This window comes from Confluentibacter flavum (genome assembly GCF_002843175.1).
GTDB lineage: Bacteria > Bacteroidota > Bacteroidia > Flavobacteriales > Flavobacteriaceae > Confluentibacter > Confluentibacter flavum.
In genome coordinates this window covers 1-26731 of the sequence record NZ_PJEO01000045.1, presented here as the reverse complement: position 1 = coordinate 26731, position 26731 = coordinate 1, and the positions used below count along the sequence as shown (strand labels likewise).

Here is a 26731-nt window from a genome sequence, read left to right as displayed (position 1 = left end):
ACTCGTTGTGCATTTTAAATAATGCTAATTTTAATATTGTTGATGTTTCTATCAAAAATAAACTTATTGATATATTGAATTGTTGTAAGGGCCGCTATTTTAGATAGGATCCTAGTCTTAAATCCTCGAAAAGACTTGGCATAATTACGTCTTATCATAAATTGGTCACATAATTGTGAGAACAATGTCTCTATTCTTTTTCTCTTTTTTCTGAAAATGTAAGGTTGTTTTTTATAATCTTTTTGATTGCTTCTCATAGGTGTATTTAGCTTTATGTTACAGGTTTCAAACAAATTGAGCTGTATTTCTGCTGATAGATACCCTCTATCTCCAATTAAAGTGCAATCGCCCATTTGTGCTTTAATGTCCTTAAGGTAATTGACATCGTGTACCGATGCAGGGCTCAAATCGACACTTTGAAAAACACCTTTAATAGAACAGACGGCGTGCAGCTTATAACCATAATAATTGGAACCTTGGGAGGCACAATAGCCTTTGTCAGGAAAAGCATAGGCATCCTCTTTACAGACTCTCGAACGGGAACTTCGTGATAATTTACAAACCTCTAAAGGCATACTGTCCACTATAAAATAATCTTCAAATTCATTAAAATGAGAGGCTAATCTTAATCGGATATCATCCATGTAACCTACTAATTTCCGTCTTCTTCGATTGTAGACGCTCCTGTCTATTTTTGAGGCAATAATGACAGGGAGCTTTCTAAATAAATCATTCTCACTATCTATTCCCATAAATTCAGCTGTTAAGCTTAAACAAATCAGTTCCAAATCACTCAGCTTCGGTCGACGTCTTTGATAGTCCAAAAGTTGTTCTTTTGATATTTTTTGTAATACTTCCAATATTCTTTCGTAATTTGCATTTAAGTTGTTCATAATTAATGTTTTATCGCTAAAACAATTTACTGATTATCAGTAATATGGACAACTTTTTTCTTTTAAATCATAATGCACAACGGGTTATTGTTGTAAAAATGTATAGTTATAATAGATGGCTTTAAAATGATTTTTTTGACACCCCAACTTTAACTTTAATACTACGAAAGGAATGAAGTTATTATATATTGTTAATCAATTAAATGGTACGACTGGCCAAGAGCGAATAATTGCTTTAAAAACCAATTATTTTATTAAAGAGTTCGGTTACCATATTGTTATTATTGCTTTAAATGAAGGGGGCAAGACACCATTTTTTGAATTTAACAGTGCACTAAAAAAATATAACTTACCTAAAACAAAAACATCTTTTGGCTATTTTTCAAAATTCAAGGAGGTAAATAAGATTTTAGAAACAGAAAATCCAGATGTTGTTGTGGTTTGTATAGACAATATTATTGGACTTTATATACCACATTTTTTAAATAAAAAATTTAAATACGTTTACGAAAGACACAATTCAAAAAGCGTTAATTACTCACAAAATTTAAATTCATTTGCAACTAAAATAATCAATAAGGTAAAAATAGTTTTATTGAATAACAGCGGAAAAGGATATGATAAAGTAGTGTTACTATCACACGATCATATTAAAGAATGGAAATACTTAAAAACCCAAATTGAAATAATAAGCAATCCGCTAATCTTTTACCCAAACCTTTATGCGCCTTTAGAAAACAAACGTGTGTTGGCAGTGGGAAGGCACAACCACCAAAAAGGCTTCGATTATTTGATTGAAAGTTGGGCAGAAGTTGTAAAAACGCACAAAGATTGGAAACTGGATATTTATGGGAAAAAAGATGGACAATTAAAGTATATCAAGTTAGCCGAAAAATATGATATTTCAGAATATATAAATTTTTACGAGCCAGTGACAAATATCATGAAGGTATATTTAGAATCGTCTATTTATGCCCTTTCATCAAGATTTGAGGGCTTTCCTCTTGTGCTTGTAGAAACTATGGCCTGTGGTGTGCCTGCGGTTGCTTTTAATTGTCCTTGTGGCGTAAAAGAATTAATTACAAATAATGAAGACGGCTGTTTAGTAGAAGTAAATAATACCAAAGCTTTTGCAGCTTCATTAATGCAATTAATAGAAAATCCAGAACAAAGAAAAAAAATGGGGGTTCAAGCCCGAAAAAATATATTAAAATTGTCTCCTGACGTAATATTTCCAAAATGGAAAAATATGTTTGAGGCTTTAATTGATTAATTAAAATAAGTTATTTAAAATTTTATAAACCAGAATTTTATGAATAGATAAATGTAATTGGTTCTGGAGTAAACATAAATAAAATTTTAAAAGTTTAGGTTATGCCTGAAGGTAAACCCCATTTTAGTACCTATTTCAGTACACTTCAAAACAGCATATCACAGAACTTAATTTAAACCAAAATAGGGTAGATGGTATAATAAAAAGGATATATTTTGATACCGTTTCTAGCAATACACAGTAAAATTGTGCAATTCACCTTTTAAAATATCTAGATTTTAATTTATAATATATATTCGTCCTTGCAATGTTGCTAATAATTTAAACCCCAACCTATTAATTATGAAAAAACTATTACTTTTAACAATACTTCTTGGTTTTCCTATTATTGGATTTTGTCAAGATAACAAGATCGATATCAAAGTTTCTGATACTTATGCGTCAGGTTCTAAAACACCTTCATTTCAAGGTGTTATATATGGTGTTAGAGGTGGATATAATATCTCAAATTTAGATTTTGATGGGACATCTATTATGGAAAATAAACATCGGAATAGTATTTATTTTGGTGCTTTTGCAGATATAGGTCTATCGAACACAGTTTCTCTGGTACCAGAATTACAGTTTTCTGCTGAAGGTGCCGATGATGAAAAATTACATTTAGATTACATACAAGCTCCTATTTTTTTAAAATTTAGATTAAGCCCGAGAATAAAATTTGGAGTGGGTCCACAAGCTGGTTGGAAAGTTCACAAGCTTAATGATGGTATAAAAGATTTAGCTTTTTCAGGTGTTACAGGATTTGAATATAAAATCAATGAAGTTTTGTTTGTTGATGCGAGATACACTTACGGCATTACAAACATCTTTCATGATGATTTGGGTATAGAAGCTAAAAACACCAATATCCAAATAGGCATCGGTTATCAATTTTAACCGTGAATCGTTTCTGTATTCCCTAAGCTAGCTATTATTTTCGATTCATATTCAAGAAGTTGTTGCCATTTGGTATCAACTTCTTTTTTGTTTCTATATTTTCTAGCAAACCCTAAAAACATGGAATAATGATTGGCTTCACTGACCATTAAATTTCTATAAAAAGCCGCTAACTCTTTATCCTGAAGTTCTTCAGAGAGTAATCTAAATCGTTCGCAACTTCTGGCTTCAATCAAGGCCGCATATAATAAACGATGCACTAATTGAGTGGTCCTGCTTCCGCCTTTTGGAAAAAATGTCACTAATTGAAGCACATAATCATCACGCCTGTCTCTACCAAGTGTCCAGCCCCGTTCAATTATTTTATCATGTACCATTTTAAAATGACTGATTTCCTCTTTAACCAAAGCAACCATTTCTTGAACTAATTCTGTATACTCTGGAAAACTAACAATAAGCGAAATCGCCGTACTTGTAGCCTTTTGTTCGCAAAAAGCATGATCTGTTAATATGTCCTCTATATTTTTCTCAACAATGTTGACCCAACGAGGGTCAGTTGGTAGTTTTAAACCTAGCATTTTATTATATTTGATTGCTAAATTAAAAAGAATTGAATTAACCTTAGTTTGATATTTAACTTTTTTGAAAATATTAAGTCCAATTATAATTAAATCTAATTCTCCAATTTAAAATATTTAATTTTTAGTAGTAAAATATGTTATTTAAGAATGTTTGCGAAGACCTAAAAAGGGTCATTGATTATAATTATACTATCGAATTATCGGAGTGGTTGGAGGAAAAAATAAATCATATCATTTCAGCAAAATCCACCAAAGATTTATATCTAACTTATAGTTTAATAGCCTCAAAAATCAGCACGGATAAAAAGTTGCTCATGCCTTCAGGTAGTTCTGAAGTATTTGATTACCTTGAAAATCACCATGCCAATCATTTACAACTGGCACGTATTTATATGTTGGTGCGGGTTTTGGAATCGGATGATGATTTCTTTACGAGTAAAGTGTCCAATATCATCCAGATTGCCGATACAACGGAATTGGAAACTTTTCTTAAATACTTGATATTGTTGCCCAATCCTGAAGCTTATAAACATGTTGCTGTTGACGCGCTCAGAACAAATATTACCCCCATTTTTGATGCAATATCATTAAATAATCCGTATCCAGCTTTGTATTTTAATGACCAACAATGGAATCAAATGTTTTTAAAAGCAGTATTTATGCAAAGGGATTTAAGTGCTATTGTAGATATAGATAAAAGGGCCAATAAAGAACTGGCAAGAATTATATCAGATTACGCGCATGAGAGATGGGCAGCATCAAGAGACATTAATCCGTATTCTTGGAGACCTGTTGGTAAATTTCTAGATGAAATTTTATTGAAGGACATGGAAAAATTATTTCAAAGTTCCAATGAAAAAGAACAAATAGCAGCAGCTATAAGTTGTTCATTATCCGATAATGATAAAGCTACAAAATTATTAAACCGCAACACGTTGTTAAAACAAAAAGTAGACCAGAATTTGATAAACTGGGACACTATAAAATAAAGATTTATGCAAGAAAAATTAATGATAATAGATCCCCATGTTCATATGACTTCAAGAACAACAGATGACTATGAAGCTATGGCAGCAGCTGGCATTGTGGCTATTATTGAGCCGTCATTTTGGTTAGGACAACCAAGAACACAAGTAGGGTCTTTTCAGGATTATTATAGCAGTTTAGTAGGATGGGAGCCATTTAGGGCAAGTCAGTTTGGAATAAAACATTATTGTACCATCGGTTTAAATTCTAAAGAAGCTAATAATGAAGCACTAGCAGAACAGGTCATAGAATTATTGCCGTTGTATCTTCACAAAGAAAATGTAGTCGCCATCGGTGAAATCGGTTATGATGACCAAACGCCGGCAGAAGACAAATATTTTAGAATGCAATTGGAGATGGCCAAGGAATTGAATATGACGGTTCAAGTACATACACCGCACAGGGATAAAAAATCGGGCACCATTAAAAGTATGGAAGTGTGTTTGGAGCACGGATTAGATCCAGCCAATGTCATCATCGATCATAATAATGAGGAAACCGTTAAAGACGTTTTAGACCGTGGTTTTATAGCTGCCTTTACTATTTACCCAAAAACAAAAATGGGCAATGAACGGATGGTGGAAGTTGTTAGAAAATTTGGAAGTAACCATATTTTAGTGGACAGTTCAGCCGATTGGGGTGTTAGCGACCCATTAGCGGTTCCAAAAACAGCTGCATTAATGTTAGAACGAGGCATATCAAGAGAAGATGTTATAAAAACCTGTTATCAAAATGCCTTGGATGCCTTTGGTAAAAATGGCAAAATGAAAGAATCACATTGGTTGGGAACTTCAGCCATTGATCAAAGAGAGTTATTTAACGATAATAGCGTATTAAGAGGTCAGGAGCCAAAAATTGATGGGAATAAAATCATCTAAAAAAACATCCGTTTTAAAAGGTTGCCTAGTTTTAATGCGACCTCCAAATTTACCAACAGCAGCTGCAGATATTATCACAGGTGCTGCCATTGCTGGTTTTTTTGCTACTGGTTGGGTAGAAATACCTCAAGAAATAATTGTAGATTTTATTTTATTGACACTTGCATCGGTATTTTTATATGCCGGAGGTGTTGTTCTCAATGATGTTTTTGATTTGAAAATAGATACGGAAGAACGACCCGAACGTCCCATTCCCAGCGGCGTAGTTTCGTTAAAAACAGCCGCTTTTTTGGGTGGAAGTTTACTTTTTTTCGGCATAATACTGTCGTTTGCTAGTAATTTATATGCTGGTTTTGTGGCCTTATGTCTTGCTGTGTCCATTCTACTATATGATTCAAAAGCAAAACACCATGTTTTTTTTGGTCCTTTGGCAATGGGTTTCTGTAGAGGACTTAACTTGTTATTGGGCATGTGTATTTTAGGATTGCCTCCCTTTTCTAAATGGATTTATATAATGATTCCCATCATCTACATTTTTGGAGTCACTTTAATAAGTAGAGGAGAGGTACATGGAAACAATAAAAAGAATATTATTTTTTCAGCGATACTGTATTCTTTGGTCATTTTTTTCATTCTTTTTTATAACTCAACGGACATTGATGTGCTTCTTCAAGTAGTACCATTTTTGCTATTGTTTGGTTTAGCTATCTTTATACCATTAGTAAAAGCCTATAAAATAAATTCACCAAGTAATATAAAAAAAGCAGTAAAGGCAGGGGTTCTTTCTTTAGTGGTCATGGATGCTGCTATCGCTGCTAGTGTATCAAATTGGTGGGTTGGAATAATAATTCTTTTACTATTGCCTTTATCCTTATTTTTATCAAAACGATTTTTAGTTACGTAAATAATTTTTTAATGCACATCCCTAAAACCATAGAGCAAACCTTTAAAGTGGAGTATAATTATAAATTATATTTTACAAATCACTTATTCAATCATAGCAACACATTGTTTGCGGACATTATAAGCAGGTACCTTAAGACATCTAGGGTTAAAATGCTATTTGTTGTAGATGAAGGTGTAGCCAACGCTCATCCACTATTACGAAAAGACATCATGTCCTACTGCGAGCATTATAGTTCACACATTGAATTTAAGAGCATTATTGTGGTGCCAGGAGGCGAGCAAGTAAAAATTGGTAGTGAACACCTGGACACCGTATTACAAGGCATCAACGATTTTAATATTTGTAGACATTCATTTGTAGCCTCTATTGGGGGCGGCGCTGTTATAGATATGGTTGGGTATGCTTGTGCCATTGCACACAGAGGTGTTAAACTACTCAGAATACCAACGACGGTACTTTCTCAAAATGATTCCGCTGTAGGGGTTAAGAATAGTATAAACCATTTTGGTAAAAAAAATTTTCTAGGAACATTTGCTTTACCGTATGCCATTATAAACGATAGTAATTTTCTAGAAACATTAGATCAAAGAGATTGGATTTCTGGTATTTCTGAAGCCATAAAGGTGGCACTTATTAAAGACAAATTATTCTATAATGACATTGTAGAATTGTCTGAAAAACTTAGAAACAGAGATATGGAAAGTATGCAATATGTCATATACAAATGCGCTGCATTGCATATGGAGCATATTGCACAAGGAGGCGATCCTTTTGAAAATGGTTCATCAAGGCCACTTGATTTCGGACATTGGGCAGCCCATAAAATGGAACATATTACACAGTATGCCATTAGACATGGTGAAGCTGTTGCTATTGGTATGGCCATTGACCTTACTTATGCTAAATTAATTGGTCTCATTGATCAAACTATTTTGGAAGCTATTTTAGGCGCTATGAAACGCATAGGGTTTAATTTAAAATTACCAATTTCTGAATATCAAATAGATGAACTTATCAATGGCATTGAAGAATTTAGGGAACATTTGGGAGGCGAACTTACCATTACGCTTATTTCTGAAATAGGAAAAAAGTTTGATGTACATAAAATCGATACTGTTAAAATGAATGAAGCTATTTCTTTATTTTTATAACAAAAAGCTATATGAATGCTAATTAAAGATACATATCATATAACGTATTGTTCTAATATTCACCCCGGTGAAGATTGGGAAACGACGTTTTCAAATATAAAAAAATACATTACTAAAATAAAAAAAGAGGTCTCAGGGAGTTCTCCTTTCGGAATAGGATTGCGTTTATCAAACAATGCTAGCGAAGAACTAGCTGTAGGCGATAATTTGTCAGATTTTAAAAAATGGCTATCAGATAATGATTGTTATGTGTTTACAATGAATGGATTTCCCTATGGAAATTTTCACAATACGATTGTAAAAGAACAAGTACATGCTCCAGACTGGACAACAAATGAACGACTGGTTTATACCAAAAGATTGTTTACGCAATTGGATTTAATGCTTCCAAATGGCATTTCTGGGGGCATATCAACATCGCCAATAAGCTATAAACATTGGTTTAGTTCTAAAAATGATATTTCTAAAGCTTTAAAAAAAGGAGCAGAACAATTATGCGAAATCGTAGAACAACTTTATGCTATAGAAAAAACATCAGGCAACTATTTGCATTTGGATATTGAGCCAGAACCTGATGGACTTATTGAAAATACAAAAGAATTTTTAGACTTTTATTTAAATTTTTTACTTCCAATCGGGGTTAGTATTTTAAGACCAAAATTGAATTTGGATGCCTTGGAAATTGAAAACATCATAAAGAGATATATCACCCTTTGCTACGACATTTGTCATTTTTCATTGGCTTATGAAAATCCAGAAGACACATTTCAAGCCTTGGAAAAGGAGGGCATTGGTGTTGGTAAAATACAAGTCAGTGCCGCTTTAAAAATTTTGTTTGAGAAAGGAAAAGAAGGGGCAATATGGAATTCGTTAGAACGATTTGATGAACCTACTTATTTACACCAAGTGACTGAAAAAGTGGGAGGTAACATTAAGGTTTACAACGATTTACCCATCATACTTCGTAAAAAAGAGCAGCATAAAGAATTAAGAGCCCATTTTCATGTCCCTATTTTTTTGGAAAAATTCGATAATTTATATTCTACCCAAGACCAAATTTTAAATACGTTACAGTATTTAAAAAATCACCAAGTTTCAAACCATTTAGAGGTAGAAACCTATACTTGGGATGTGCTCCCTAATACTTTAAAAGTCGATATCACGCAATCTATCGCTAGGGAATTAAATTGGTTAAAAGCTAAATTGGAATGAAAAAAACGGTTGTTATAAATATAGTAGGATTAACCAAAAGACTGATTGGAGAGCATACGCCATTCATTAAAAACTTTTTAGAGGACGGTTTATCTACCACAATTAAGCCTATTCTTCCAGCAGTCACTTGTACCATGCAATCAACCTATCTCACTGGTAAATTGCCCTCAGAACATGGCATTGTGGGCAACGGTTGGTATTTTAAAGATGAGCATGAAGTTAAATTTTGGAGACAATCCAATACCTTAGTTCAATCAGAAAAAATTTGGGATATATTAAAAAAAGAGCATCATGATTTTACTTGTGCCAATCATTTTTGGTGGTACAATATGAATTCCAAAGCTGACTTTAGTGTGACACCACGTCCTAATTACCTTGCTGATGGCAGAAAAATACCAGATGTATATTCACATCCATCAGAACTCAGGGACGAACTTCAAAATAAATTGGGAACATTTCCGCTGTTTAGTTTTTGGGGTCCTAAAACATCTATTAAATCCAGCCAATGGATTGCTGATGGTGCCATGAGGACAGATGAAATTTACAATCCGACCTTAACCCTTATTTATATTCCGCATTTAGATTATAATATTCAAAAATATGGATTGGATTTTACTAAAATCAGTAAAGATTTAAAAGAAGTTGATGACATTGTAAAACAATTGGTCAACTATTACAATCAAAAAGACACTAATATTATTTTGCTATCAGAGTATGGCATTACTGATGTCAATAATCCCATTCACCCTAATAGAATTCTACGAAGTAAAGGGTTTTTAGATATTAGAATAGAACGTGGTTTGGAACTTCTTGATCCTGGTGCAAGTAAAGCTTTTGCCGTTTCCGATCATCAATTGTCACATGTATATTTGAACGATTTGTCGTTGAAAGATGAATTGGTTACCTTATTTAAATCTGTTGAAGGCATTGAAAAAGTACTTGTAGATGATGACATTGAAAAAGCCCATTTAAATCATAGTCGGTGTGGTGATATCGTTCTTGTGGCTGATAAAAATTCTTGGTTCACTTATTATTATTGGTTGGATGATTCAAAAGCACCAGATTTTGCTAGAATGGTGGATATCCATAAAAAACCTGGTTATGATCCGGTTGAATTAACCACAAATCCTAAAGATATATTTGTTATTCCTAAAATAATTTTCAAATTAATAAAAAAGAAACTTGGATTTAGAACCCTAATGAATGTGATACCTTTAGATGCTACGTTAATAAAAGGATCACATGGTAGAATTCCAGAAAATAAAAATGATTATCCTATTTTTGCTACGAATTCAAAAGAAATAGCTTTAAAGGAAGGCATTGAAGCAACAGATGTATTTGGTTTAATCTACGGCCTCGTAACCAATTAAAACCAATGATATCGGTTTTTTAGGATTTCCTTTATCTGTATGTTTCCATAATTAAATGTCTAAATCAAACGTTTTTCTTAAAATATCTATATTCGGATTTTTAGCTTTTAATTTTTCGAATTTCTCTAACGTGCTATAGGCATATTGCTTTTCTTTTTCCTCATTTACAGTGATTGATAAATCGATGCTAAAATTGTTTAGGGATTTCCTTAAAAAACCTAAAAGCTCATATTGTTGGCGTTCAACTTCTACCTTATTCGTGACATTGGGAAACTCTAAATAAATTGTTGTGCCAACCAGTTTAGGCGTGTCAATAGACAATATAGAGGCTAGGTTATGCTTTCCATTATCTTGCAATTGATTAACATAGGTGTTCCAAAAGTTAATAAGAGCCTCTTCCGTAAAATCTTCTTTAGGTAGGTTTTCTTCATCTAAAACAACATCCATTTGCCTTATTTGATGCTCTTTTTTGGCTTTTATGCTACTTAAAGAAAGTCCGGAAAGGTGTTTGGTTTCTTGTTTTAAAACAATCTTTGGAGGTTCTTTCACCTGTAAAGATTCTAAATTGCTAGCATTTGATTCAGATGGTTCCTTATCATTAACATTTATAGTTACCGCTTTGGGAACATTTACAGTAATGGGCGTAATCCCTTTACTTTTAAAATAGGATGGCGGTATTATGTAATGTTTGCTATTTTTTTTTTCTCCATCAAAAGTGATAGAGGCAAGCTGCATAAGACATAATTCAACTAATAAGCGTTGATTTTTGCTGGTTTTGTATTTAAGATCACAATCGTTGGCTAAATTAATTCCCTGCATTAAAAAATCTTGGGAGGCTTTTTTAGATTGTATTAAATACTTTTCCTTGGTTTGCTCACCGACTTCCAAGAGCTCAATAGTTTCAGGCGTTTTGCTTACTAATAAGTCCCTAAAATGTGATGCTAATCCAGCGATATAATGATGTCCATCAAATCCTTTGGAAAGCGTATTGTTAAACTGAAGTAATAATTCTGGAATCTTGTTCTCTAAAATAAGGTCGGTACTTTCAAAATATGTTTCGTAATCGAGCACATTCAAATTTTCGGTAACCGCTTGCCTGGTTAGGTTTTTACCTGAAAAACTAACAACCCTATCAAAAATAGATAAGGCATCTCGCATAGCACCATCCGCTTTTTGTGCAATGATATGAAGTGCGTCATCTTCAGCAACCACCTCTTGTTCTTTAGCAATATACTTTAAGTAATCCTTGGCGTCTTTAACCGTAATCCGTTTGAAATCAAAAATTTGGCAACGAGATAAAATGGTTGGGATTATTTTATGTTTTTCAGTGGTGGCAAGTATAAAAATACAGTGTTTAGGTGGTTCTTCAAGTGTTTTAAGAAAGGCATTAAATGCGGCTTGCGATAACATGTGTACCTCATCAATAATGTATACTTTATATTTTCCAACTTGGGGAGGAATCCTGACCTGATCTGTTAAATTTCTAATATCATCAACAGAATTATTGGAAGCAGCATCCAATTCAAAAATATTAAAGGCAAAATCCTCATCACCAGTTTCTGTACCGTCACTATTAATCATTTTGGCCAAAATACGCGCACAGGTCGTTTTTCCGACCCCACGAGGACCCGTAAATAATAAGGCTTGGGCTAAATGATTATTTTCAATGGCATTTAATAAGGTGTTTGTAATCGCTTGCTGTCCCACAACATCTTTAAATGTTTGTGGTCTGTATTTTCTAGCTGATACAACAAAATGTTCCATTGAAATTTCTTGAGTAACAAAGTTAAAAATTCAGTTTAAAATTAGGGATTATCATTGTGAAATTTAAAAAGGAGTTATTAACAACTTTGAGTGATAAGTGCCTATAGTAAAAAGTATTTAAAGTTATGTTATTTTGGAATTTCTTTATTGTAATTTTGTGCTTAAGTAGATCGCCTTATCGCTGAATACCCAACTAGATTGGGTATCTTATTTTTTGAATTGAAAGATTTATAAATAAGATCCCCGCTTTCGCGAGGATTTAGAGGAAAGTCCGAACACCACAGTGCAGCATAGTGGCTAATAACCACCAGTCGTGAGGCTAGGAATAGTGCAACAGAAAGTATGTACAGGTCAAGCTGTAGTGAAACCATGTAAACTCTATGCGGTGCAATGCCATGTATACCAGTGCTTAAGGGTAGCACGCCCAATACTGGAGGGTAGGCAGCTAAAGTGTATTGGTAACAATGCACTCAGATAAATGATAAGGGTGTTTTGTACTTGATTTAGGATCCCGATAGCTATCGGGACTGAAACAAGTTCAGGATATACAGAATTCGGCTTATAGATTTGCTTACATAAACAAGCCCTTCTTGGTTTTTAAGAAGGGCTTTTTTAAATTGAATTGTTAAAGGAAATTATTTTGAGGAAAAACTAATATCAGGTCTAAACATCAATTCTTTTGTCTCATATTTTAAAGTATTAAAATACATATCGTTAATAAGATTTCGACCTTCTTCACCAATTAGTGTTTCATTTTCTTTATTTTTCATCTCCAAATCGGCCGCATCTTTTGCGGCTATTGCAACCATATAAAATTCGCCATCGGTGCCAAATCCACTATTGTATATTCTATAATACAATTTAGATTTTTTGCTTTCAAAATAAGCTTTAATTGCCTTCATTTTTTCTAGAACCACATCTCTTTGACCTGGTGAAACGTAAAAAAAATGATTCTTTCTATAGTTTTCACCTTCGGGTGTTTGGTTTATACCATTGGGCATATATGAAAGTGAGCTATTTAAAGAAATAATATAATCTAGTTCTGTATCATAACATTTGTCCATCCTATTGAACAGAGCAATAATTTTTTCTTTTCCTTCTTTTTCTATTAATTGACTTATAAAATTAGGTTTATCTAAATCTGCGTAGTTTTCAATGGCACGTAAATAAAGGTAATGAGAGTTGTCAGTGACAAAAGACAGCCATTTAGAATCTTTGATTTCATTTTTATTTAGCATTGACATCAATTCTGCCAAAATACTTTCGTATTCCTTAACGTGAGAGGGTTTTAACACATCCTCATGCACATGATACATTTGTTGAGAAAAGGAAACATTAATAAATAGGCATAAAATAAATGCCGTAAAAAATAAGTTTTTTAAAGTTTTCATAATTGTTTTTTTTTTTTGGTTGGTAAATATTAATTTATTCTTCCATTGCCGACATTTCTATATCCATTTTAGTGGCTTCAATAACCTCAAGGGCAGCCATGACTTCTGATAGATTATAAAATCCGTATTCTTCGGCAATTTTTCCATCAATCATGTGGCAGGTTAAGTGTACTGGAACTTCTAATTCTTGCCCATTAGCAGCTAATGTACCATGCCAAACACCCCAAAAATTTACCCAAGTCTCTCCTTTATCATCAATAGTTTGCTCAAAAAATATTTCATCTTCACCATGCTTAAAACCATAGCTAGAGGTATTGTCGAGCAAACCTTGTAAGGACGCACTTGTTTCCTTTGGTGTAGCACTTTTTTTCCATGTATTCTGATAAATTTTTGCACTATCTGAATAATTTGAAGTCCAAGCATCCCAATTACCTGCTTCATAATCGCTAACCAATTTTTTAATCACATCAATATTGGTTGAAGTTGTTGTATAGCGTTCCGGTTTGTTTTGACATGCAGCAAATAATGCAGCTACAGTGACTAGTAATAATAGTTTTTTCATTTAATTTATGGTTTTAAGGTTAGTAATACACATTAAGCCATAACAAAATAGAATGAAAATATTATTAATTGCAGCGGATAAAGAATCATTTATAGAGTCGGGAATCCTTTAGGAGGATACCTAATGTACTGAAAAAAAAGGAATTATGATTATATTTAGTTAAAAATTAATTGTTTTCAAAAAAACTAAACATGTTTCCGCCATAACTTTTTGAATAGTGGTAATGTACTAATTGGGATAAATCAGTTTCTTTAGAATGTTCTACAATTAATACCCCATCATCTTCCAATAATTTATTTTGGAATACCAATTCTGGAATTTTTGAAAACTGCTCTAAAGTAAAGGCGTAAGGAGGGTCTGCAAAAATGATATTGAATTGTAATGATGCTTTTTCCAAAAATTTAAAAGCATCACTTTTAATAGTTTTAATAGGCATTTTAAAACCTTCTGAAGTTTGATTGATGAATTTTATACAGCCAAGGTCTTGATCTACAGAAATGATATCTTTTGTGCCTCTTGAGGCAAATTCATAACTTATATTTCCTGTACCAGCAAAAAGATCGAGTACAGATACTTCATCAAAGTAAAAATGATTGTTTAAAATATTGAACAATCCTTCTTTCGCCATATCTGTAGTAGGTCGTACAGGCAAGTTTTTTGGAGCTACAATTTTTCGACTTTTATATAATCCTGAGATGATTCGCATTAAAAGCTTTTGATTAAAGTGAAATTGGAATGATTTGTTTGGGGCTTTTCCATATAATTATAATTTTCATGACGATTACCAAATTCAATATGTCTTATGTATTTATATGCCATGTTGTATAATGAATCGTCTTTTTGAATATTTCCTATAAAAATTAAGCGAAGTGTCTCCGGATTTAGTTTCAATTGTTCTGCCGTAAATAAAATGTAGTATATAAAATCTTCTTCAGAACAATATTCAAATGTGTTAAAAAATATTAATTTGCCTTTATCGATAACAATTATTTCAAAATGATTTTGGTTTACATGCACGTATACCTTTATGTTTTCTGCATTTTTTTCGATAGTTAAAAGTTGTTCAATTAAAATGGTCGAAACATGCTTGTAGGTGAAAGCACCAAATAAATCGTAAATAAAATTATTGATGTTTACATAAGGAACATAAACATTGGCGGTATCATTTATTTCAATAGAATCATGCGCTATAAAATCCGACTTTAAAATTTTAGAATTGAACTTTAAATAATCGGCTAAAGAATTTTCATCAAATAAAGGCTTGGGAACCAATGTGGAAAGTTCGTTTACATGTATAACGTGTACATTGTGGAAATTGGATTGTAAAAAAGATTCTGTATTAAATACATGTTTTAGTTTATCTAATACTTCATGATGATTTAATTTCTTATCAAAATTATTATCCCTTAAAAAAGTGATGGTTTTTGTATCTCTCTGCAGAATACAAAAAGAAAGTCCACTCAAACTTATTTGAATGGACAATTCTTGTTTAGTTGGTATATTGTAAGTATTACTCGTTATTGCCATAAGTTTTTGGCCAGTTTCCACTGGTATTAACCTCGTCCATAGATCCTACTTTTATGGTGTCTCCATTAACACCTTCTACTGATACTACTTGGTTTTCTTGCATTAATAGATCTTTTTCTTGATCGAACAAAATAACATCTTTTTTAACTGAGACTTCAAAAACAGGAATGTTTACACCATTTTGCTCTAAAACGCCCGCTTTAAGTTGAAATTTTTCTCCTGGTTTACCCACGGGAACATTCATCATGGTTTTGTACCTGGTAGAGTTTTTAAATAAAGAATCCTTTACCGCCACATAACCCAAAGTATCAATTAAAACAATGGATTTAGTCATATCTACACCAAAGAGTTTAGTTCGTTCAACATCTATTATAGTAGAATCTCGACGTTGGGTAATAGTGAACTGGGCTTCATCTATAAATTTAACTAAAGTATCGAAGTTGTCGGTAAATTTACCTTTAACTTGTCTGTGGGCTAATTCAGCATTTCGTATGTCAATTAAATTTTTTATGACAGCTGCGTAACGTTTTTCTTTTTCTTGGTTGAAAAGTATTGGGCTGTACACAGATTTGAATGTACTATATGCTAAAAAAGCAATGAGTACCCAAAGGGCAATAATTAAAACAGGTTTAAATTTTGTTGGTATAAATTTATCTACCAGCTTAACCAGGCCAATGGTTAATAATATTACAGCAATTACAATTAAAATTATTGTCCACATAATTTGTTAGTTTATTTTTTTATGTTATTAAAGGTCTTTCGCAAATCTACAATTTTTTTTTAATCGCAAAAACCAATGTTGGTAAAAATCATTTCTATATTTGAATAATTTATAATTTTCCACGAAAATAATGACATCTTCTGAATTTTACACCCTTATAAAACAACAATTTCCATTTACACCAACCTTTAAACAAAATATTTTATTACAACAGCTTGCGGAATTTATTTTCAGCAAAACTCAAAATAGCCTTTATGTTATAAAAGGCTATGCTGGTACGGGAAAAACAACCATTATAGGGACTATTGTTACTAATTTATGGAAAGCAAAAATGAGTGCCGTGCTAATGGCACCAACAGGTAGAGCGGCAAAAGTAATATCAAATTATTCAGGAAAAGAAGCATTTACTATTCATAAAAAAATATATTTCCCAAAATCAGAAAAAGGAGGGGGCGTTACGTTTGTTTTACAACCAAACAAGCATAAAAACACCATTTTCATTGTAGATGAAGCTTCCATGATACCAGATACACCCGGAGAATCAAAGCTTTTTGAAAATGGGTCTTTATTAGATGATTTAATACAATATGTGTATTCTGGACATCAATGTAAATTGATTTTGATAGGCGATACGGCGCAGTTGCCTCCAGTAAAGTTAGATTTAAGTCCCGCATTGGATGAAAACACTCTGAGTTTAAATTACAATAAAGAGGTTTTTATAATGGAATTGGATGAAGTTGTAAGGCAGGAGCAAGGTTCGGGAATTCTAGCGAATGCAACTGTTTTACGCGAATCCTTATCAAATGCCTTATATGATGATTTTAAGTTTGATTTAGCGGATTTTAAAGATATTATCAGACTTATTGATGGTCATGAGATAATGGATGCCATCAATGATGCTTATAGTGCCTTAGGCAATGAAGAAACAACTATTATAGTAAGAAGTAACAAGCGTGCCAATTTATACAATCAACAAATACGCAGTAAAATTTTATTTAATGAAAGTGAATTGACCGTTGGAGATTATCTTATGGTGGTGAAAAATAATTATTTTTGGATAAAACCCACCACCGAAGCGGGCTTTATAGCCAATGGCGATATTATTGAGGTTTTAGAAATTTTTAAAATAGAGGAATTATATGGTTTTCGCTTTTCGGAAGTTAAAGTTCGTATGGTTGATTACCCAAAAATGAGTCCTTTTGAAACTGTTTTGTTATTGGATACTGTTGAATCTGAAACACCATCATTGTCTTATGATGATTCTAATAGATTATATCAAGAAGTCATGAAAGATTTTGAAAACGAAACCAGTAAGTACAAAAAGTTTTTAAAAGTTAAAAACAACAAACATTTTAATGCATTGCAGGTTAAGTTTTCTTATGCCATTACCTGTCATAAATCACAAGGTGGCCAATGGAACACCGTATTTGTTGAACAGCCCTATTTACCAAATGGTATTGATAAAGAGTATTTAAGATGGTTATATACCGCAGTTACAAGAGCCAAAGAAAAACTGTACCTTATTGGTTTCAAAGATGACTTTTTTGAAAAATAATTATTAACAATAAATAAAAAGTCCCCTTTGGGGATTTAGGGGATATGGAAACATTTATAAGTATATGCTTAGGCATAGGTTTAGCCGCATCTGTTGGTTTTAGAGTTTTTTTGCCACTATTGGCATTAAGCGTAGCATCCTTTTTTGATGTTTGGCAACTCAACGATTCTTGGCAATGGTTGGGGAGTTTAACCGCCTTAATTACTTTTGGCGTTGCAACTCTGGTAGAGATTTCGGCTTATTATATTCCTTATATAGATAATGTGTTGGATAGTATTTCTGTGCCGTTAGCTGCTTTTGCAGGGACTGCGGTTATGATGTCTACTATGGTAGATTTAAATCCAATCATATCTTGGACTCTTGCCATCATAGCTGGCGGCGGAACAGCTGCCGCCATTTCAGAATCTTCTAGTGTGGCGAGATTGACATCAACAACAACTACTGGGGGTTTGGCAAACCCAATTGTTTCAACTATTGAAACAGGTACGGCTATGTTCATGTCCGTTATTTCTATTTTTTTACCACTTTTAGCGATTGTTTTCGTTATTATTATCTTGTTTGTAATCTATAAGATTTATAAAAAGTTTAAAACATCAAAAAGTTGATACCTTACATAATTATCTTATTTTTGAAATTGAATAGATTTATATTAAAATGAAAATTATCTCGATGATTCCTGCACGCTATAGTGCCTCCAGATTTCCAGGAAAATTAATGCAAGACCTAGGAGGTAAATCGGTTATACTTCGAACTTATGAAGCCACAGTTGCAACAAATCTATTTGATGATGTAATTGTTGTTACTGATAGTTCCATTATTTATAACGAAATTGTAAATAATGGGGGTAAAGCCATGATGAGCATAAAGGAACATGAATGTGGAAGTGATAGAATTGCAGAAGCGGTTGAAAATTTAGATATTGATATTATCATCAATGTGCAAGGTGACGAGCCTTTTACCGAAGAAGTATCATTAAGAAAACTCATCGATGTTTTTAAAGAGGACCATACTAATGAAGTAGACCTAGCCTCGCTTATGGTACATATTACCGATGAAAGTGAAATAAATAATCCGAATACCGTTAAGGTTATCGTAGACAAAAATAACTTTGCCCTATACTTCTCACGTAGTCCAATTCCATATCCTAGAGATAAAAATTTAAGCACAAAATATTATAAACATAAAGGAGTTTACGCGTTTAGAAAACAAGCAATATTAGATTTTTACAACTTGCCTATGTTATCTTTGGAAGCTTCAGAAAAAATTGAATGTATTCGCTATTTGGAATACGGAAAACGCATTAAAATGGTAGAAACTTCAGTACAGGGTGTTGAAATTGATACGCCAGAAGATTTAGAACGCGCCAAAAAATTATGGAAATAAATTATAAAAAGATAAAGGTTATTGGTTTTGATGCCGATGATACCTTGTGGGTAAATGAGACGTATTTTAGAGAGGCCGAGTTAGAAATTCAAAAACTTCTCTCAGTTTATGAAACGCCTAATCAAATAGATCAAGAGCTTTTTAAAGTTGAAATACGGAATTTACCAATATATGGTTATGGCATAAAAGCGTTTACGTTATCCATGGTTGAAGTTGCTTTAGAATTATCAAACTATAATGTACCCAACAAAACCATTGAAGCCATATTAAATATTGGTAAAAATATGCTGGAAAAACCTGTAGAATTACTTGATGGTGTAGAGGAGGTTTTGAAAAAATTATCAAAAAATTACAGATTAATTTTAGCAACTAAAGGCGATTTATTAGATCAGGAACGCAAATTAAAAAAGTCTGGTTTAACGGATTATTTTCATCATATAGAAGTCTTGAGTGATAAACAAGAAGCTAATTATTCCAAATTATTAAATCATTTGGATATCAAGCCTTCCGAGTTTTTAATGATAGGAAATTCTTTAAAGTCTGATGTATTACCACTAGTAAATATTAAAGCCAACGCTATTCATGTTCCTTTTCATACAACTTGGGCCCATGAGGAAGTCACTGAAAAAGAAACAAATGGCAAAACTTACAAAACCTTACATAGTTTAAGAGAGGTTTTAGAATTATTTAATTAAAAAGAATTAAGAATTTTAAGTGATTTAAGATTTAAAATAATAGTAATTTTAACTTTTGAAAAAGAAAATATATTAAATGAGTTACAAAAACTTTCCCATGGTGCCAAGAGTTGTTTTTGGTAGAGGTAGTTTCAACCAGCTAAGTGAAATAATAACCCCAAAACGTTTGAATCCGGATGCTCCATTTATCTTTTTGGTAGATGATGTATTTAAAAATAATGCTTGGATAACTTCAAGAATACCATTGTCCTATGATGATAAAATCATCTATATATCTGCTGATGAGGAACCTAAAACATCGCAGGTTGATGAATTGGTTGAAGACATTATAGTAACTACAAAAGAACGTCCGTCAGGAATTATTGGCATAGGAGGAGGCACGTTATTGGATTTAGCCAAAGCAGTTTCAATCATGCTGACTAATGAAGGTGAGGCCAAAGATTATCAAGGCTGGGATTTGGTAAAAAATCCTGCTATTTATCATGTTGGCATCCCAACCATTTCTGGTACTGGAGCTGAAGTTTCAAGAACTACCGTATTAACTGGTCCGACAAAAAAACTTGGTATCAATTCGGATTTCACACCTTTTGATCAAGTGATTTTAGATTCTGAGCTTACTAAAGATGTCCCAACAAATCAATGGTTTTATACTGGTATGGATTGTTTTATTCATTGTGCGGAATCTTTAAATGGTACTTATCTGAATACTTTTAGTGAAACATATGGAAACATGGCGTATGATTTATGTAAAGAAATCTTTTTGGATAATACACTTAGCGATGTGGGATCTCAAGAAAAACTTATGATGGCATCCTGGCATGGCGGTATGAGCATTGTTTATTCCCAGGTTGGAATTGCTCACGCTATGAGTTATGGATTATCTTATTTACTGGGTACTAAACATGGTATTGGTAACTGCATTGTATTTGACCATTTAGAAGAATATTACCCAAAAGAAGTGGCGCTTTTCAAAACCATGAAAAGTAAACATAACATAATGCTGCCCCAAGGAATTTGTTCCAATTTAACCGATGAAGACTTTGATATTATGATTGGAGTAGCCTTAGGTTTAGGACCGTTATGGGAAAATGCTCTGGGTAATAATTGGAAAAAAATAATGACTGCAAAAAAACTTAAGGAATTATACCAGAAAATGTAACCGCATTTGAATAATGGCATAAAAATTGAATTTATAGTAGTATAGCAATGAAACATAAATTAAACAATTATGGTTGTTCCTAAAAAGAAACATTGGCTATTTTTAAAAACACAAAAGCTACCGTTAAACGGTAGCTTTTTTTTTATCCTTAGTATTGGTCTGTTACTTAATTTCTTCTAAAGCATTGTCAATAAGTGTTCTTAAATGCTGTTTATGTGCCCTAGAAGCGATATCTCCCGATGATGCTGCCATAGTTTTAATGGCATTTAGATTATATAACGCCATTGATTTTGCATTGTTATTATATCTCTCTGCTTGCTTTCCTGTTAATATGTCGATCAAATTATTGGTGTATTCCAATTGAAGATTTTGTCTAAAGGAATTCACGTTACCATAAATATCTACTTTAAAAATAGCATCGTTTAATTCCGTCATAAAATTGGAAAGCGAATATTCATTTCCATAAAGTTCAGAATCAGAAATTCTTTGCATTGTGTTGTAATGCAATAGCTGACTGAGCACATTTTTTTGGTAGCCCAACACTTGATCATGAATTTTAGGATCCTCTGGCAACCTAAAATTAAAACCTCTACGCTGCATAGCCAAATAATTGTATAAATCATTTGGTGCGTTAAATGCATTTGGAGCAAACACGTAGTTGCTTAATGCTGCCATAGCTCTTTTTTGGTCTTCTAAGCTGACAGGAGTGTATGGTTGAACGCCACCATCTTGACCAGCCATAGCACGCTCTACATACACACCGCCTATAAATCTTGAAATGGTGTTTGCCGCAGAGCCCTTTTGATTACTTAATAGATAATAAACCCGTCTTAATTCCTGATACGATTCGCCACTTTTGGTAAATCTCATTTTTACATCTTTCATCAAATCATTAGATAATTCAATCCTATCGATGGCCCAAGTTATTTGATCGTTTGATTGATCGGATACATTGACTCTTGGGTCTATGGCCTTTCCAGGAGAACGCATATCATCTGCATCGTTTCCAAATATATGCTCTGGTTTGGTAGATTCATCAAGTAAAGCTTGACGTTCCATTTCAGTTTTAAAAGGCTTATAACCTAACTGTATGGCCCAATGATCATAAGGTCCAACAGCTACATCATCATATTGCCCTTGTTTTGTTCTGTCTCTTGTTACATTTAATGCAGCATAGTCCATTACAGACGCTGTTAAACATTTTCCATTTATAAAATCGGCATCATTCAATTGTTCAGGTGAAAATAATTGACTTGCTTTCATATTATGATTTAGGCCTAAGGTATGCCCAACCTCATGCATAATTAAAGCCATCATAGATTCCCTTTTTACGCGTTCCATTTGTAATTCTGAATTGCTGTCAGCAGAAATAACAGCATCGGCAAACATAACTTCTTGATGCAATTCCTCTCCTAACGAGCAATACTTGAAATTATCTTTATTAGTGTTTGAATCGTTAAATGGTTCATCAACAGAAACCAGTTCAAATACTTTATCATAAAGAACACGGTTTGTAAAATGTAAAAACTCTAACATAATATCTGCTCCCAAAATTTGTCCTGTTTTTGGATTCACAAAACTAGGGCCATAACCACCAAAAGGAGGTTCAGGTGATGATGTCCACCTCAGTACATTATATCTTAGGTCGCCCGCGTCCCAGGTGGCATCGTCTGGCTGTACTTTTACGACCATCGCATTTTTGAAACCTGCTTTTTCAAAAGCAACATTCCACTGTAAAACACCTTCTTTAATGGTTTCACGCCATTCTAAAGGGGTAGAATTTTCTATCCACCAAGTTATGGGTTCTACAGGTTCAGAAATAATAGAATCTGGATACTTTTTAACTAAATGCCATCTATGGATTAAATCTCTGTAAGGAATGGAACTTGTAGAAGTTTGATCTTCAATTTGAGTGGTAAAAAAACCAACCCTAGGGTCATCAAATCTAATCTCATAATCATTTTCAGGAATGGCCAATAAGCTATGATATACTTTTATGCTGACATTTCTACCATCGGCCACAGCATTAGAACCATTGTTAAAAACAGATGGACTCGTATAGGTGTATTCAACTTCAATATCTGTATTTTCAGGATAATTTTTAATATTTTTTATTTTAGTTTTGGATTTATCCAGATTGCCCAATTTAAATGCAGTTGGGGATTCTCCTGGCAAACTCGGATTTTTAATTTGGGATAACACTTCACTTAGAAATAAATCATCTGCTTTTATTAGATATGCACCTTCTTTTTTGTCGTGGGCCTCAATTTTTATACTAGCAATGTTACCATTACTTGTATTGGCGTCTTTAGATTTGGATAACGGATTTTCAGGGTCAAAATAAAAAGAGGTATTTTGCACTATAAATTCTATTCGGTCAAAATATTTTTCAATTTTAAATACTTTTGAGTCGTTGTACGAACCCCTGTTAATCCTACCGACATCACTGACACCATCGGAAATCTGGCTAAAATAGATAAACTCGTTATTTATTTGATTTTCACATACAATCATTTGTATGGATCCTGTAATGGTATCTCGATACAGGGTAAATAAGCCTTCAATTTTTTCGCTGGATTTAACTAAATCCTTAATTGTTTTTTCTTTAGGAGTTTTTGCAGCTTCTTCTGTAACGTCCTTTTTAGTGTCTTTTTTCTTTCTTTGAGCTTCAATATTTTGTGATGATAAGAATAGCACCAATGAAAAAACCATACAAATTGCTTTGTAAATTTTTAAATGATAAGATTTCATTATGTAAAACGATTTTTTAGGATAAAATCCTGTTAATTTGAATTAGTCATGTTAAATGTAAAAAATATAATAGTAAGAAGTTGTGTAAAAATGTTAAATAATACGATGGATCATAATTGTGAAGGGAGATTATTAACATAATTAATAAACAACGTCAATGTTTACTTTCTAATTTCAGTATATTTGCAAGCATGATTAAAGACATTAAAATAGCCGTTTTAATTGATGGTGACAATATTCCATCTAAGTACATCAGTGAAATGATGGAAGAAATTACAAAGTACGGTACTCCCACCATAAAACGAATTTATGGAGATTGGACCAAACCTCATTTATCTAAATGGAAAAGTGTCCTTCTACAAAATGCGATAAGCCCCATACAGCAATACAGCTATACCACTGGTAAAAATGCTACTGATTCTGCGATGATTATCGATGCCATGGATATTTTGTATTCAAGTAGAGTAGATGCGTTTTGTCTAGTGTCCTCTGATAGCGATTTCACTAAATTGGCGACTCGTTTAAGAGAAGCAGGTATGCAGGTTTATGGGATAGGAGAAAAGAAAACCCCAGAGCCCTTTATAGTGGCTTGCGATAAATTTATTTATTTAGAAATATTAAAGAGTTCAGAAGAAGATACCAACGATAAAAGTAAAACCAAAAAAGATAATTTATATAATATCACCCCTAATGTAATCCGACTTTTGAAAAATTCCGTAGCAGATGCTGCCGATGAAGATGGCTGGGCTTTTCTAGGGGATGTTGGGTCGCTTATTATTAAAAAGCAACCCAATTTTGATGCTAGAAATTTTGGTTTTGATAAATTAACGCCTCTTTTTAAATCGTTAAATCAATTTGAATTGGAACAACGAGATCAGCCCAACGCTAGGTTTAAGTTGATTTATGTAAAAAATAAATAATTAAATTATTTATTTATCCCATTTTCTAATACTTACTTGATTTTCTGTTGGAAAATCATCTGGAATTTTTTGAGTTACTTTTCCAGTAGCTACCCATTCGGCACCACGCTGTAACGTCGTAATGAATCCTGCGCATTCCATGGAATAGTCCATATGGCCTAAAATAGTATGAAAAATACGCCCTTTGCCATACTCAATGGTCATAAGCGCTGGCTCATCCCTTCCTGTTCTTCTAGCATCTGTGGATTTATCTGAATAAGCTGTGGCAAGAACAGTCATGTTTTCGGCAGGGCCACGTAAACGCTCATACAGTTCATCTTTATTGTGCAACCATAAATTAGGAAGTCCTTTCATAATGGGATGTTCTGGCGCGCGTGTTTCTATCAAAAAATTATGTTGTGCACCATGGGAACCAGCATTGCCTTTTATAGTATCTACAATTTTCTCATTGTTCTCATTGTAATAGACATAAGGTCCTGTTTTTTCATTTCTACCGCCCCAGCCGCCAAGACCAATCATTTTATTAAATTCCTCCCAGTCTCCCCAAGGATTATTTGCCGCATGAACAATAACTAATCCGCCACCATTTAACATGTATTTTTCCAAATTGGTTCTCGTGATTTCTGGTAACTCTGAGGCTTGCCAACCAAAGTTTGAAACTATAACATTATATTTTGTAAAATCTGGATTAAAATTGGGATCAAATTGTGCTTTAGAAACCACTGTATGTTCTTTGCCATCATTTAAAGGATATTTAGTAACAAGCTCATTGATGTTAGTAATACCTTCAACTTTGTCATGGGCCGGACCAACCCAAACAAACTCTTTTCTATAAATATCAACTTCAAAAAGACCCGATTGCTCCAGGTAATCCTTTATCATAAATGTCGATTTTGGCCAAATGCCATGATTACTATCGCCATCAATAATAAGGGCTTTTAATACTTTAGGGGAAGTTTGTGAAAACACAGAGCCGAAACCCGCGATGCTACAGATGATGATGCATGCTATTATTTTTAGTCTCATTTTATACTGTTTTTATTTAGTTAACGTGAGTTCGACGTAAAAAAGTTGATTTATTTATAATAAAAAAGCGAAAAATTTAGTAAATTAAAGTTCTGAATTTCAATTATATAACTAAATATTTCGCTATGATTTCCGATTCTAAAATTACTGAAATTTTCTGTTCTATTGATGATTTTTGTCTTGAATTTGTCCCTTTTTGGCAAAAAAGCCTACTGGCCAATGGAAAAAAGCGCACCAGAGCTTCAAAAATGGGCCTCTCTGAAGTAATGACCATTCAAGTGCTTTTCCATTTATCCGGGTATAAAACCTTCAAGGATTTTTATATAGGCTATGTCTCAAAACATCTAACCAGTTATTTTCCAAACCTGGTATCCTATAATCGTATGGTGGAACTCAAAGGGCAAAGCTTTATGCCCCTGGCTATTTACCTCAAAGTTTGTGGATTGGCAAATTGTACGGGGATTAGTTTTATAGATTCTACGCCCCTAAGGGTTTGTGACAAGCGAAGAATTAACCAACATAGGGTATTCAAGGATTTGGCACAAAGGGGACAATGTTCCCTGGGTTGGTTCTATGGTTTCAAATTGCACATAATCACCAATGACCAAGGCGGTATCATTGATTTTATGATAACTAAAGGCAATGTGGATGATAGAAAACCTTTACGCTTCAAAGCCTTTGTTAAAAAGCTGTTTGGGAAGCTCTTTGGTGACAAAGGCTACATCTCCAAAGATCTATTTACTGAGTTGTTCTATAATGGAGTGCATCTGGTAACCAAGCTTAAAAAGAACATGAAAACAAAACTATTGACCCCTGTGCAAGATGCTTATCATTTAAGAAAAAGGGCCATTATCGAAACTATTTTTGACCAACTCAAGAACATTTGCCAAGTTGAACATTCTAGACATAGAAGCGTAACCAACTACTTCAATAATATTTTTGCCTCACTTATTGCCTATAATTTTAAAGATAGAAAACCTTCTTTAAAAAACAACTTCGTCGATACAAAGCAACTGTATTTAACTTTATAATTACATCGAACTCACGTTA

The 26731-nt window shown here is 33.1% G+C and carries 25 protein-coding genes and 1 other RNA gene; 16 read left to right on the top strand and 10 right to left on the bottom strand.

What is annotated here, in order from left to right; all coding sequences use genetic code 11:
- Positions 1-14: 14 nt before the first annotated feature.
- A complete protein-coding gene (locus tag CSW08_RS12375; protein ID WP_106658080.1) occupies positions 15-893 on the bottom strand; it encodes an IS982 family transposase in 879 nt (292 codons plus the stop codon).
- A gap of 172 nt (positions 894-1065) precedes the next feature.
- Between CSW08_RS12375 and CSW08_RS12370 the strand changes: the two genes are divergently transcribed.
- Complete coding sequence (locus CSW08_RS12370; protein ID WP_106660194.1) at positions 1066-2166, top strand: glycosyltransferase family 4 protein; 1101 nt, start codon at positions 1066-1068, stop codon at positions 2164-2166.
- Between the two features lie 342 nt (positions 2167-2508).
- Positions 2509-3102, top strand: coding sequence for a porin family protein (locus CSW08_RS12365; protein WP_106660193.1), 594 nt, complete (start codon positions 2509-2511; stop codon positions 3100-3102).
- Here the strand turns inward: CSW08_RS12365 and miaE are convergent.
- Positions 3099-3680, bottom strand: a complete 582-nt coding sequence (miaE, locus tag CSW08_RS12360; RefSeq protein WP_106660192.1) for a tRNA-(ms[2]io[6]A)-hydroxylase — start codon at positions 3678-3680, stop codon at positions 3099-3101. The two genes, CSW08_RS12365 and miaE, sit on opposite strands and share 4 nt — an antisense overlap.
- Positions 3681-3817: 137 nt before the next feature.
- Between miaE and CSW08_RS12355 the strand changes: the two genes are divergently transcribed.
- The 6 genes from CSW08_RS12355 to CSW08_RS12330 are packed head-to-tail and all read left to right on the top strand — an operon-like array spanning position 3818 to position 10227.
- Positions 3818-4672 (top strand): EboA domain-containing protein, encoded by an 855-nt coding sequence (locus tag CSW08_RS12355; protein ID WP_106660191.1) that lies wholly within the window; start codon positions 3818-3820, stop codon positions 4670-4672.
- A gap of 6 nt (positions 4673-4678) precedes the next feature.
- Complete coding sequence (locus CSW08_RS12350; RefSeq protein WP_106660190.1) at positions 4679-5587, top strand: TatD family hydrolase; 909 nt, start codon at positions 4679-4681, stop codon at positions 5585-5587.
- Positions 5568-6491 (top strand): UbiA-like protein EboC, encoded by a 924-nt coding sequence (gene eboC, locus CSW08_RS12345; RefSeq protein ID WP_106660189.1) that lies wholly within the window; start codon positions 5568-5570, stop codon positions 6489-6491. Before CSW08_RS12350 ends, eboC begins: the two co-directional genes overlap by 20 nt.
- Positions 6492-6502: 11 nt before the next feature.
- Positions 6503-7645 carry a 3-dehydroquinate synthase gene (locus CSW08_RS12340; protein WP_106660188.1) on the top strand — a complete coding sequence of 381 codons (1143 nt, stop codon included), beginning with the start codon at positions 6503-6505 and terminating at the stop codon, positions 7643-7645.
- Between the two features lie 15 nt (positions 7646-7660).
- Positions 7661-8857 carry a metabolite traffic protein EboE gene (eboE, locus tag CSW08_RS12335; RefSeq protein WP_106660187.1) on the top strand — a complete coding sequence of 399 codons (1197 nt, stop codon included), beginning with the start codon at positions 7661-7663 and terminating at the stop codon, positions 8855-8857.
- Positions 8854-10227 (top strand): nucleotide pyrophosphatase/phosphodiesterase family protein, encoded by a 1374-nt coding sequence (locus CSW08_RS12330; RefSeq protein ID WP_106660186.1) that lies wholly within the window; start codon positions 8854-8856, stop codon positions 10225-10227. The genes eboE and CSW08_RS12330 overlap by 4 nt, the downstream gene beginning before the upstream one ends.
- A 51-nt stretch (positions 10228-10278) precedes the next feature.
- On the opposite strand, the gene dnaX is transcribed toward CSW08_RS12330, so the two are convergent.
- Positions 10279-11991, bottom strand: coding sequence for a DNA polymerase III subunit gamma/tau (gene dnaX / locus CSW08_RS12325; protein ID WP_106660185.1), 1713 nt, complete (start codon positions 11989-11991; stop codon positions 10279-10281).
- A 231-nt stretch (positions 11992-12222) separates the two neighbouring features.
- Between dnaX and rnpB the strand changes: the two genes are divergently transcribed.
- Positions 12223-12569, top strand: an RNA gene (gene rnpB, locus CSW08_RS12320) — RNase P RNA component class A.
- Positions 12570-12626: 57 nt separating this feature from the next.
- On the opposite strand, the gene CSW08_RS12315 is transcribed toward rnpB, so the two are convergent.
- The 5 genes from CSW08_RS12315 to CSW08_RS12295 form a co-directional block, all read right to left on the bottom strand.
- A complete protein-coding gene (locus tag CSW08_RS12315) occupies positions 12627-13382 on the bottom strand; it encodes a hypothetical protein (protein WP_106660184.1) in 756 nt (251 codons plus the stop codon).
- A 34-nt stretch (positions 13383-13416) separates the two neighbouring features.
- Complete coding sequence (locus CSW08_RS12310) at positions 13417-13944, bottom strand: nuclear transport factor 2 family protein (RefSeq protein ID WP_106660183.1); 528 nt, start codon at positions 13942-13944, stop codon at positions 13417-13419.
- A gap of 166 nt (positions 13945-14110) precedes the next feature.
- The gene (gene rsmD / locus CSW08_RS12305; protein WP_106660182.1) at positions 14111-14650 is read right to left on the bottom strand and encodes a 16S rRNA (guanine(966)-N(2))-methyltransferase RsmD; all 540 of its coding nucleotides are present in this window, start codon (positions 14648-14650) and stop codon (positions 14111-14113) included.
- Positions 14650-15471 carry a DUF3822 family protein gene (locus CSW08_RS12300; protein WP_106660181.1) on the bottom strand — a complete coding sequence of 274 codons (822 nt, stop codon included), beginning with the start codon at positions 15469-15471 and terminating at the stop codon, positions 14650-14652. Before CSW08_RS12300 ends, rsmD begins: the two co-directional genes overlap by 1 nt.
- Positions 15455-16192 carry a hypothetical protein gene (locus tag CSW08_RS12295; protein WP_203226887.1) on the bottom strand — a complete coding sequence of 246 codons (738 nt, stop codon included), beginning with the start codon at positions 16190-16192 and terminating at the stop codon, positions 15455-15457. Before CSW08_RS12295 ends, CSW08_RS12300 begins: the two co-directional genes overlap by 17 nt.
- Positions 16193-16322: 130 nt before the next feature.
- On the opposite strand from CSW08_RS12295, the gene CSW08_RS12290 reads away from it, so the two are divergent.
- The 5 genes from CSW08_RS12290 to CSW08_RS12270 all read left to right on the top strand — a co-directional run bounded on the left by CSW08_RS12290 (position 16323) and on the right by CSW08_RS12270 (position 20984).
- Positions 16323-17747 (top strand): ATP-dependent DNA helicase, encoded by a 1425-nt coding sequence (locus tag CSW08_RS12290; protein ID WP_106660180.1) that lies wholly within the window; start codon positions 16323-16325, stop codon positions 17745-17747.
- Positions 17748-17791: 44 nt separating this feature from the next.
- On the top strand, positions 17792-18352 hold the full coding sequence (locus CSW08_RS12285; protein WP_106660179.1) for a DUF4126 domain-containing protein: 561 nt from the start codon (positions 17792-17794) through the stop codon (positions 18350-18352).
- Between the two features lie 49 nt (positions 18353-18401).
- Positions 18402-19130, top strand: coding sequence for a 3-deoxy-manno-octulosonate cytidylyltransferase (gene kdsB, locus CSW08_RS12280; protein WP_106660178.1), 729 nt, complete (start codon positions 18402-18404; stop codon positions 19128-19130).
- The gene (locus CSW08_RS12275) at positions 19121-19825 is read left to right on the top strand and encodes an HAD family hydrolase (protein WP_106660177.1); all 705 of its coding nucleotides are present in this window, start codon (positions 19121-19123) and stop codon (positions 19823-19825) included. Before kdsB ends, CSW08_RS12275 begins: the two co-directional genes overlap by 10 nt.
- Positions 19826-19901: 76 nt before the next feature.
- Entirely contained in the window at positions 19902-20984 is a 1083-nt protein-coding gene (locus tag CSW08_RS12270) for an iron-containing alcohol dehydrogenase family protein (protein ID WP_106660176.1), read from the top strand.
- A gap of 162 nt (positions 20985-21146) precedes the next feature.
- Here the strand turns inward: CSW08_RS12270 and CSW08_RS12265 are convergent, their stop codons facing one another.
- Positions 21147-23735 carry a zinc-dependent metalloprotease gene (locus CSW08_RS12265; RefSeq protein ID WP_238987259.1) on the bottom strand — a complete coding sequence of 863 codons (2589 nt, stop codon included), beginning with the start codon at positions 23733-23735 and terminating at the stop codon, positions 21147-21149.
- 191 nt (positions 23736-23926) lie between these two features.
- Here CSW08_RS12265 and CSW08_RS12260 point away from each other — a divergent pair, with 191 nt between their 5' ends.
- Complete coding sequence (locus CSW08_RS12260; protein ID WP_106660175.1) at positions 23927-24655, top strand: NYN domain-containing protein; 729 nt, start codon at positions 23927-23929, stop codon at positions 24653-24655.
- 9 nt (positions 24656-24664) lie between these two features.
- Here the strand turns inward: CSW08_RS12260 and CSW08_RS12255 are convergent, their stop codons facing one another.
- Positions 24665-25681: a ThuA domain-containing protein gene (locus tag CSW08_RS12255; protein WP_106660174.1), complete on the bottom strand. Its 1017-nt coding sequence runs from the start codon at positions 25679-25681 to the stop codon at positions 24665-24667.
- Between the two features lie 125 nt (positions 25682-25806).
- Here CSW08_RS12255 and CSW08_RS12250 point away from each other — a divergent pair, with 125 nt between their 5' ends.
- A complete protein-coding gene (locus tag CSW08_RS12250) occupies positions 25807-26712 on the top strand; it encodes an IS982 family transposase (protein ID WP_106657880.1) in 906 nt (301 codons plus the stop codon).
- Positions 26713-26731 lie beyond the last annotated feature (19 nt).

Excerpts from the sequence above, each read along its gene's own strand:
- CSW08_RS12260 (WP_106660175.1), top strand. The coding sequence starts at position 23,927 with ATGATTAAAGACATTAAAATAGCCGTTTTAATTGATGGTGACAATATT.
- CSW08_RS12295 (WP_203226887.1), bottom strand. The coding sequence starts at position 16,192 with ATGTGGACAATAATTTTAATTGTAATTGCTGTAATATTATTAACCATT.
- CSW08_RS12315 (WP_106660184.1), bottom strand. The coding sequence starts at position 13,382 with ATGAAAACTTTAAAAAACTTATTTTTTACGGCATTTATTTTATGCCTA.
- miaE (WP_106660192.1), bottom strand. The coding sequence starts at position 3,680 with ATGCTAGGTTTAAAACTACCAACTGACCCTCGTTGGGTCAACATTGTT.
- CSW08_RS12375 (WP_106658080.1), bottom strand. The coding sequence starts at position 893 with ATGAACAACTTAAATGCAAATTACGAAAGAATATTGGAAGTATTACAA.
- CSW08_RS12285 (WP_106660179.1), top strand. The coding sequence starts at position 17,792 with ATGGAAACATTTATAAGTATATGCTTAGGCATAGGTTTAGCCGCATCT.
- CSW08_RS12265 (WP_238987259.1), bottom strand. The coding sequence starts at position 23,735 with ATGAAATCTTATCATTTAAAAATTTACAAAGCAATTTGTATGGTTTTT.
- rsmD (WP_106660182.1), bottom strand. The coding sequence starts at position 14,650 with ATGCGAATCATCTCAGGATTATATAAAAGTCGAAAAATTGTAGCTCCA.
- CSW08_RS12340 (WP_106660188.1), top strand. The coding sequence starts at position 6,503 with ATGCACATCCCTAAAACCATAGAGCAAACCTTTAAAGTGGAGTATAAT.
- CSW08_RS12310 (WP_106660183.1), bottom strand. The coding sequence starts at position 13,944 with ATGAAAAAACTATTATTACTAGTCACTGTAGCTGCATTATTTGCTGCA.
- CSW08_RS12300 (WP_106660181.1), bottom strand. The coding sequence starts at position 15,471 with ATGGCAATAACGAGTAATACTTACAATATACCAACTAAACAAGAATTG.
- CSW08_RS12290 (WP_106660180.1), top strand. The coding sequence starts at position 16,323 with ATGACATCTTCTGAATTTTACACCCTTATAAAACAACAATTTCCATTT.
- CSW08_RS12355 (WP_106660191.1), top strand. The coding sequence starts at position 3,818 with ATGTTATTTAAGAATGTTTGCGAAGACCTAAAAAGGGTCATTGATTAT.
- CSW08_RS12330 (WP_106660186.1), top strand. The coding sequence starts at position 8,854 with ATGAAAAAAACGGTTGTTATAAATATAGTAGGATTAACCAAAAGACTG.
- CSW08_RS12270 (WP_106660176.1), top strand. The coding sequence starts at position 19,902 with ATGAGTTACAAAAACTTTCCCATGGTGCCAAGAGTTGTTTTTGGTAGA.
- CSW08_RS12250 (WP_106657880.1), top strand. The coding sequence starts at position 25,807 with ATGATTTCCGATTCTAAAATTACTGAAATTTTCTGTTCTATTGATGAT.
- kdsB (WP_106660178.1), top strand. The coding sequence starts at position 18,402 with ATGAAAATTATCTCGATGATTCCTGCACGCTATAGTGCCTCCAGATTT.
- CSW08_RS12370 (WP_106660194.1), top strand. The coding sequence starts at position 1,066 with ATGAAGTTATTATATATTGTTAATCAATTAAATGGTACGACTGGCCAA.
- CSW08_RS12365 (WP_106660193.1), top strand. The coding sequence starts at position 2,509 with ATGAAAAAACTATTACTTTTAACAATACTTCTTGGTTTTCCTATTATT.
- dnaX (WP_106660185.1), bottom strand. The coding sequence starts at position 11,991 with ATGGAACATTTTGTTGTATCAGCTAGAAAATACAGACCACAAACATTT.
- eboE (WP_106660187.1), top strand. The coding sequence starts at position 7,661 with ATGCTAATTAAAGATACATATCATATAACGTATTGTTCTAATATTCAC.
- eboC (WP_106660189.1), top strand. The coding sequence starts at position 5,568 with ATGGGAATAAAATCATCTAAAAAAACATCCGTTTTAAAAGGTTGCCTA.
- CSW08_RS12255 (WP_106660174.1), bottom strand. The coding sequence starts at position 25,681 with ATGAGACTAAAAATAATAGCATGCATCATCATCTGTAGCATCGCGGGT.
- CSW08_RS12350 (WP_106660190.1), top strand. The coding sequence starts at position 4,679 with ATGCAAGAAAAATTAATGATAATAGATCCCCATGTTCATATGACTTCA.
- CSW08_RS12275 (WP_106660177.1), top strand. The coding sequence starts at position 19,121 with ATGGAAATAAATTATAAAAAGATAAAGGTTATTGGTTTTGATGCCGAT.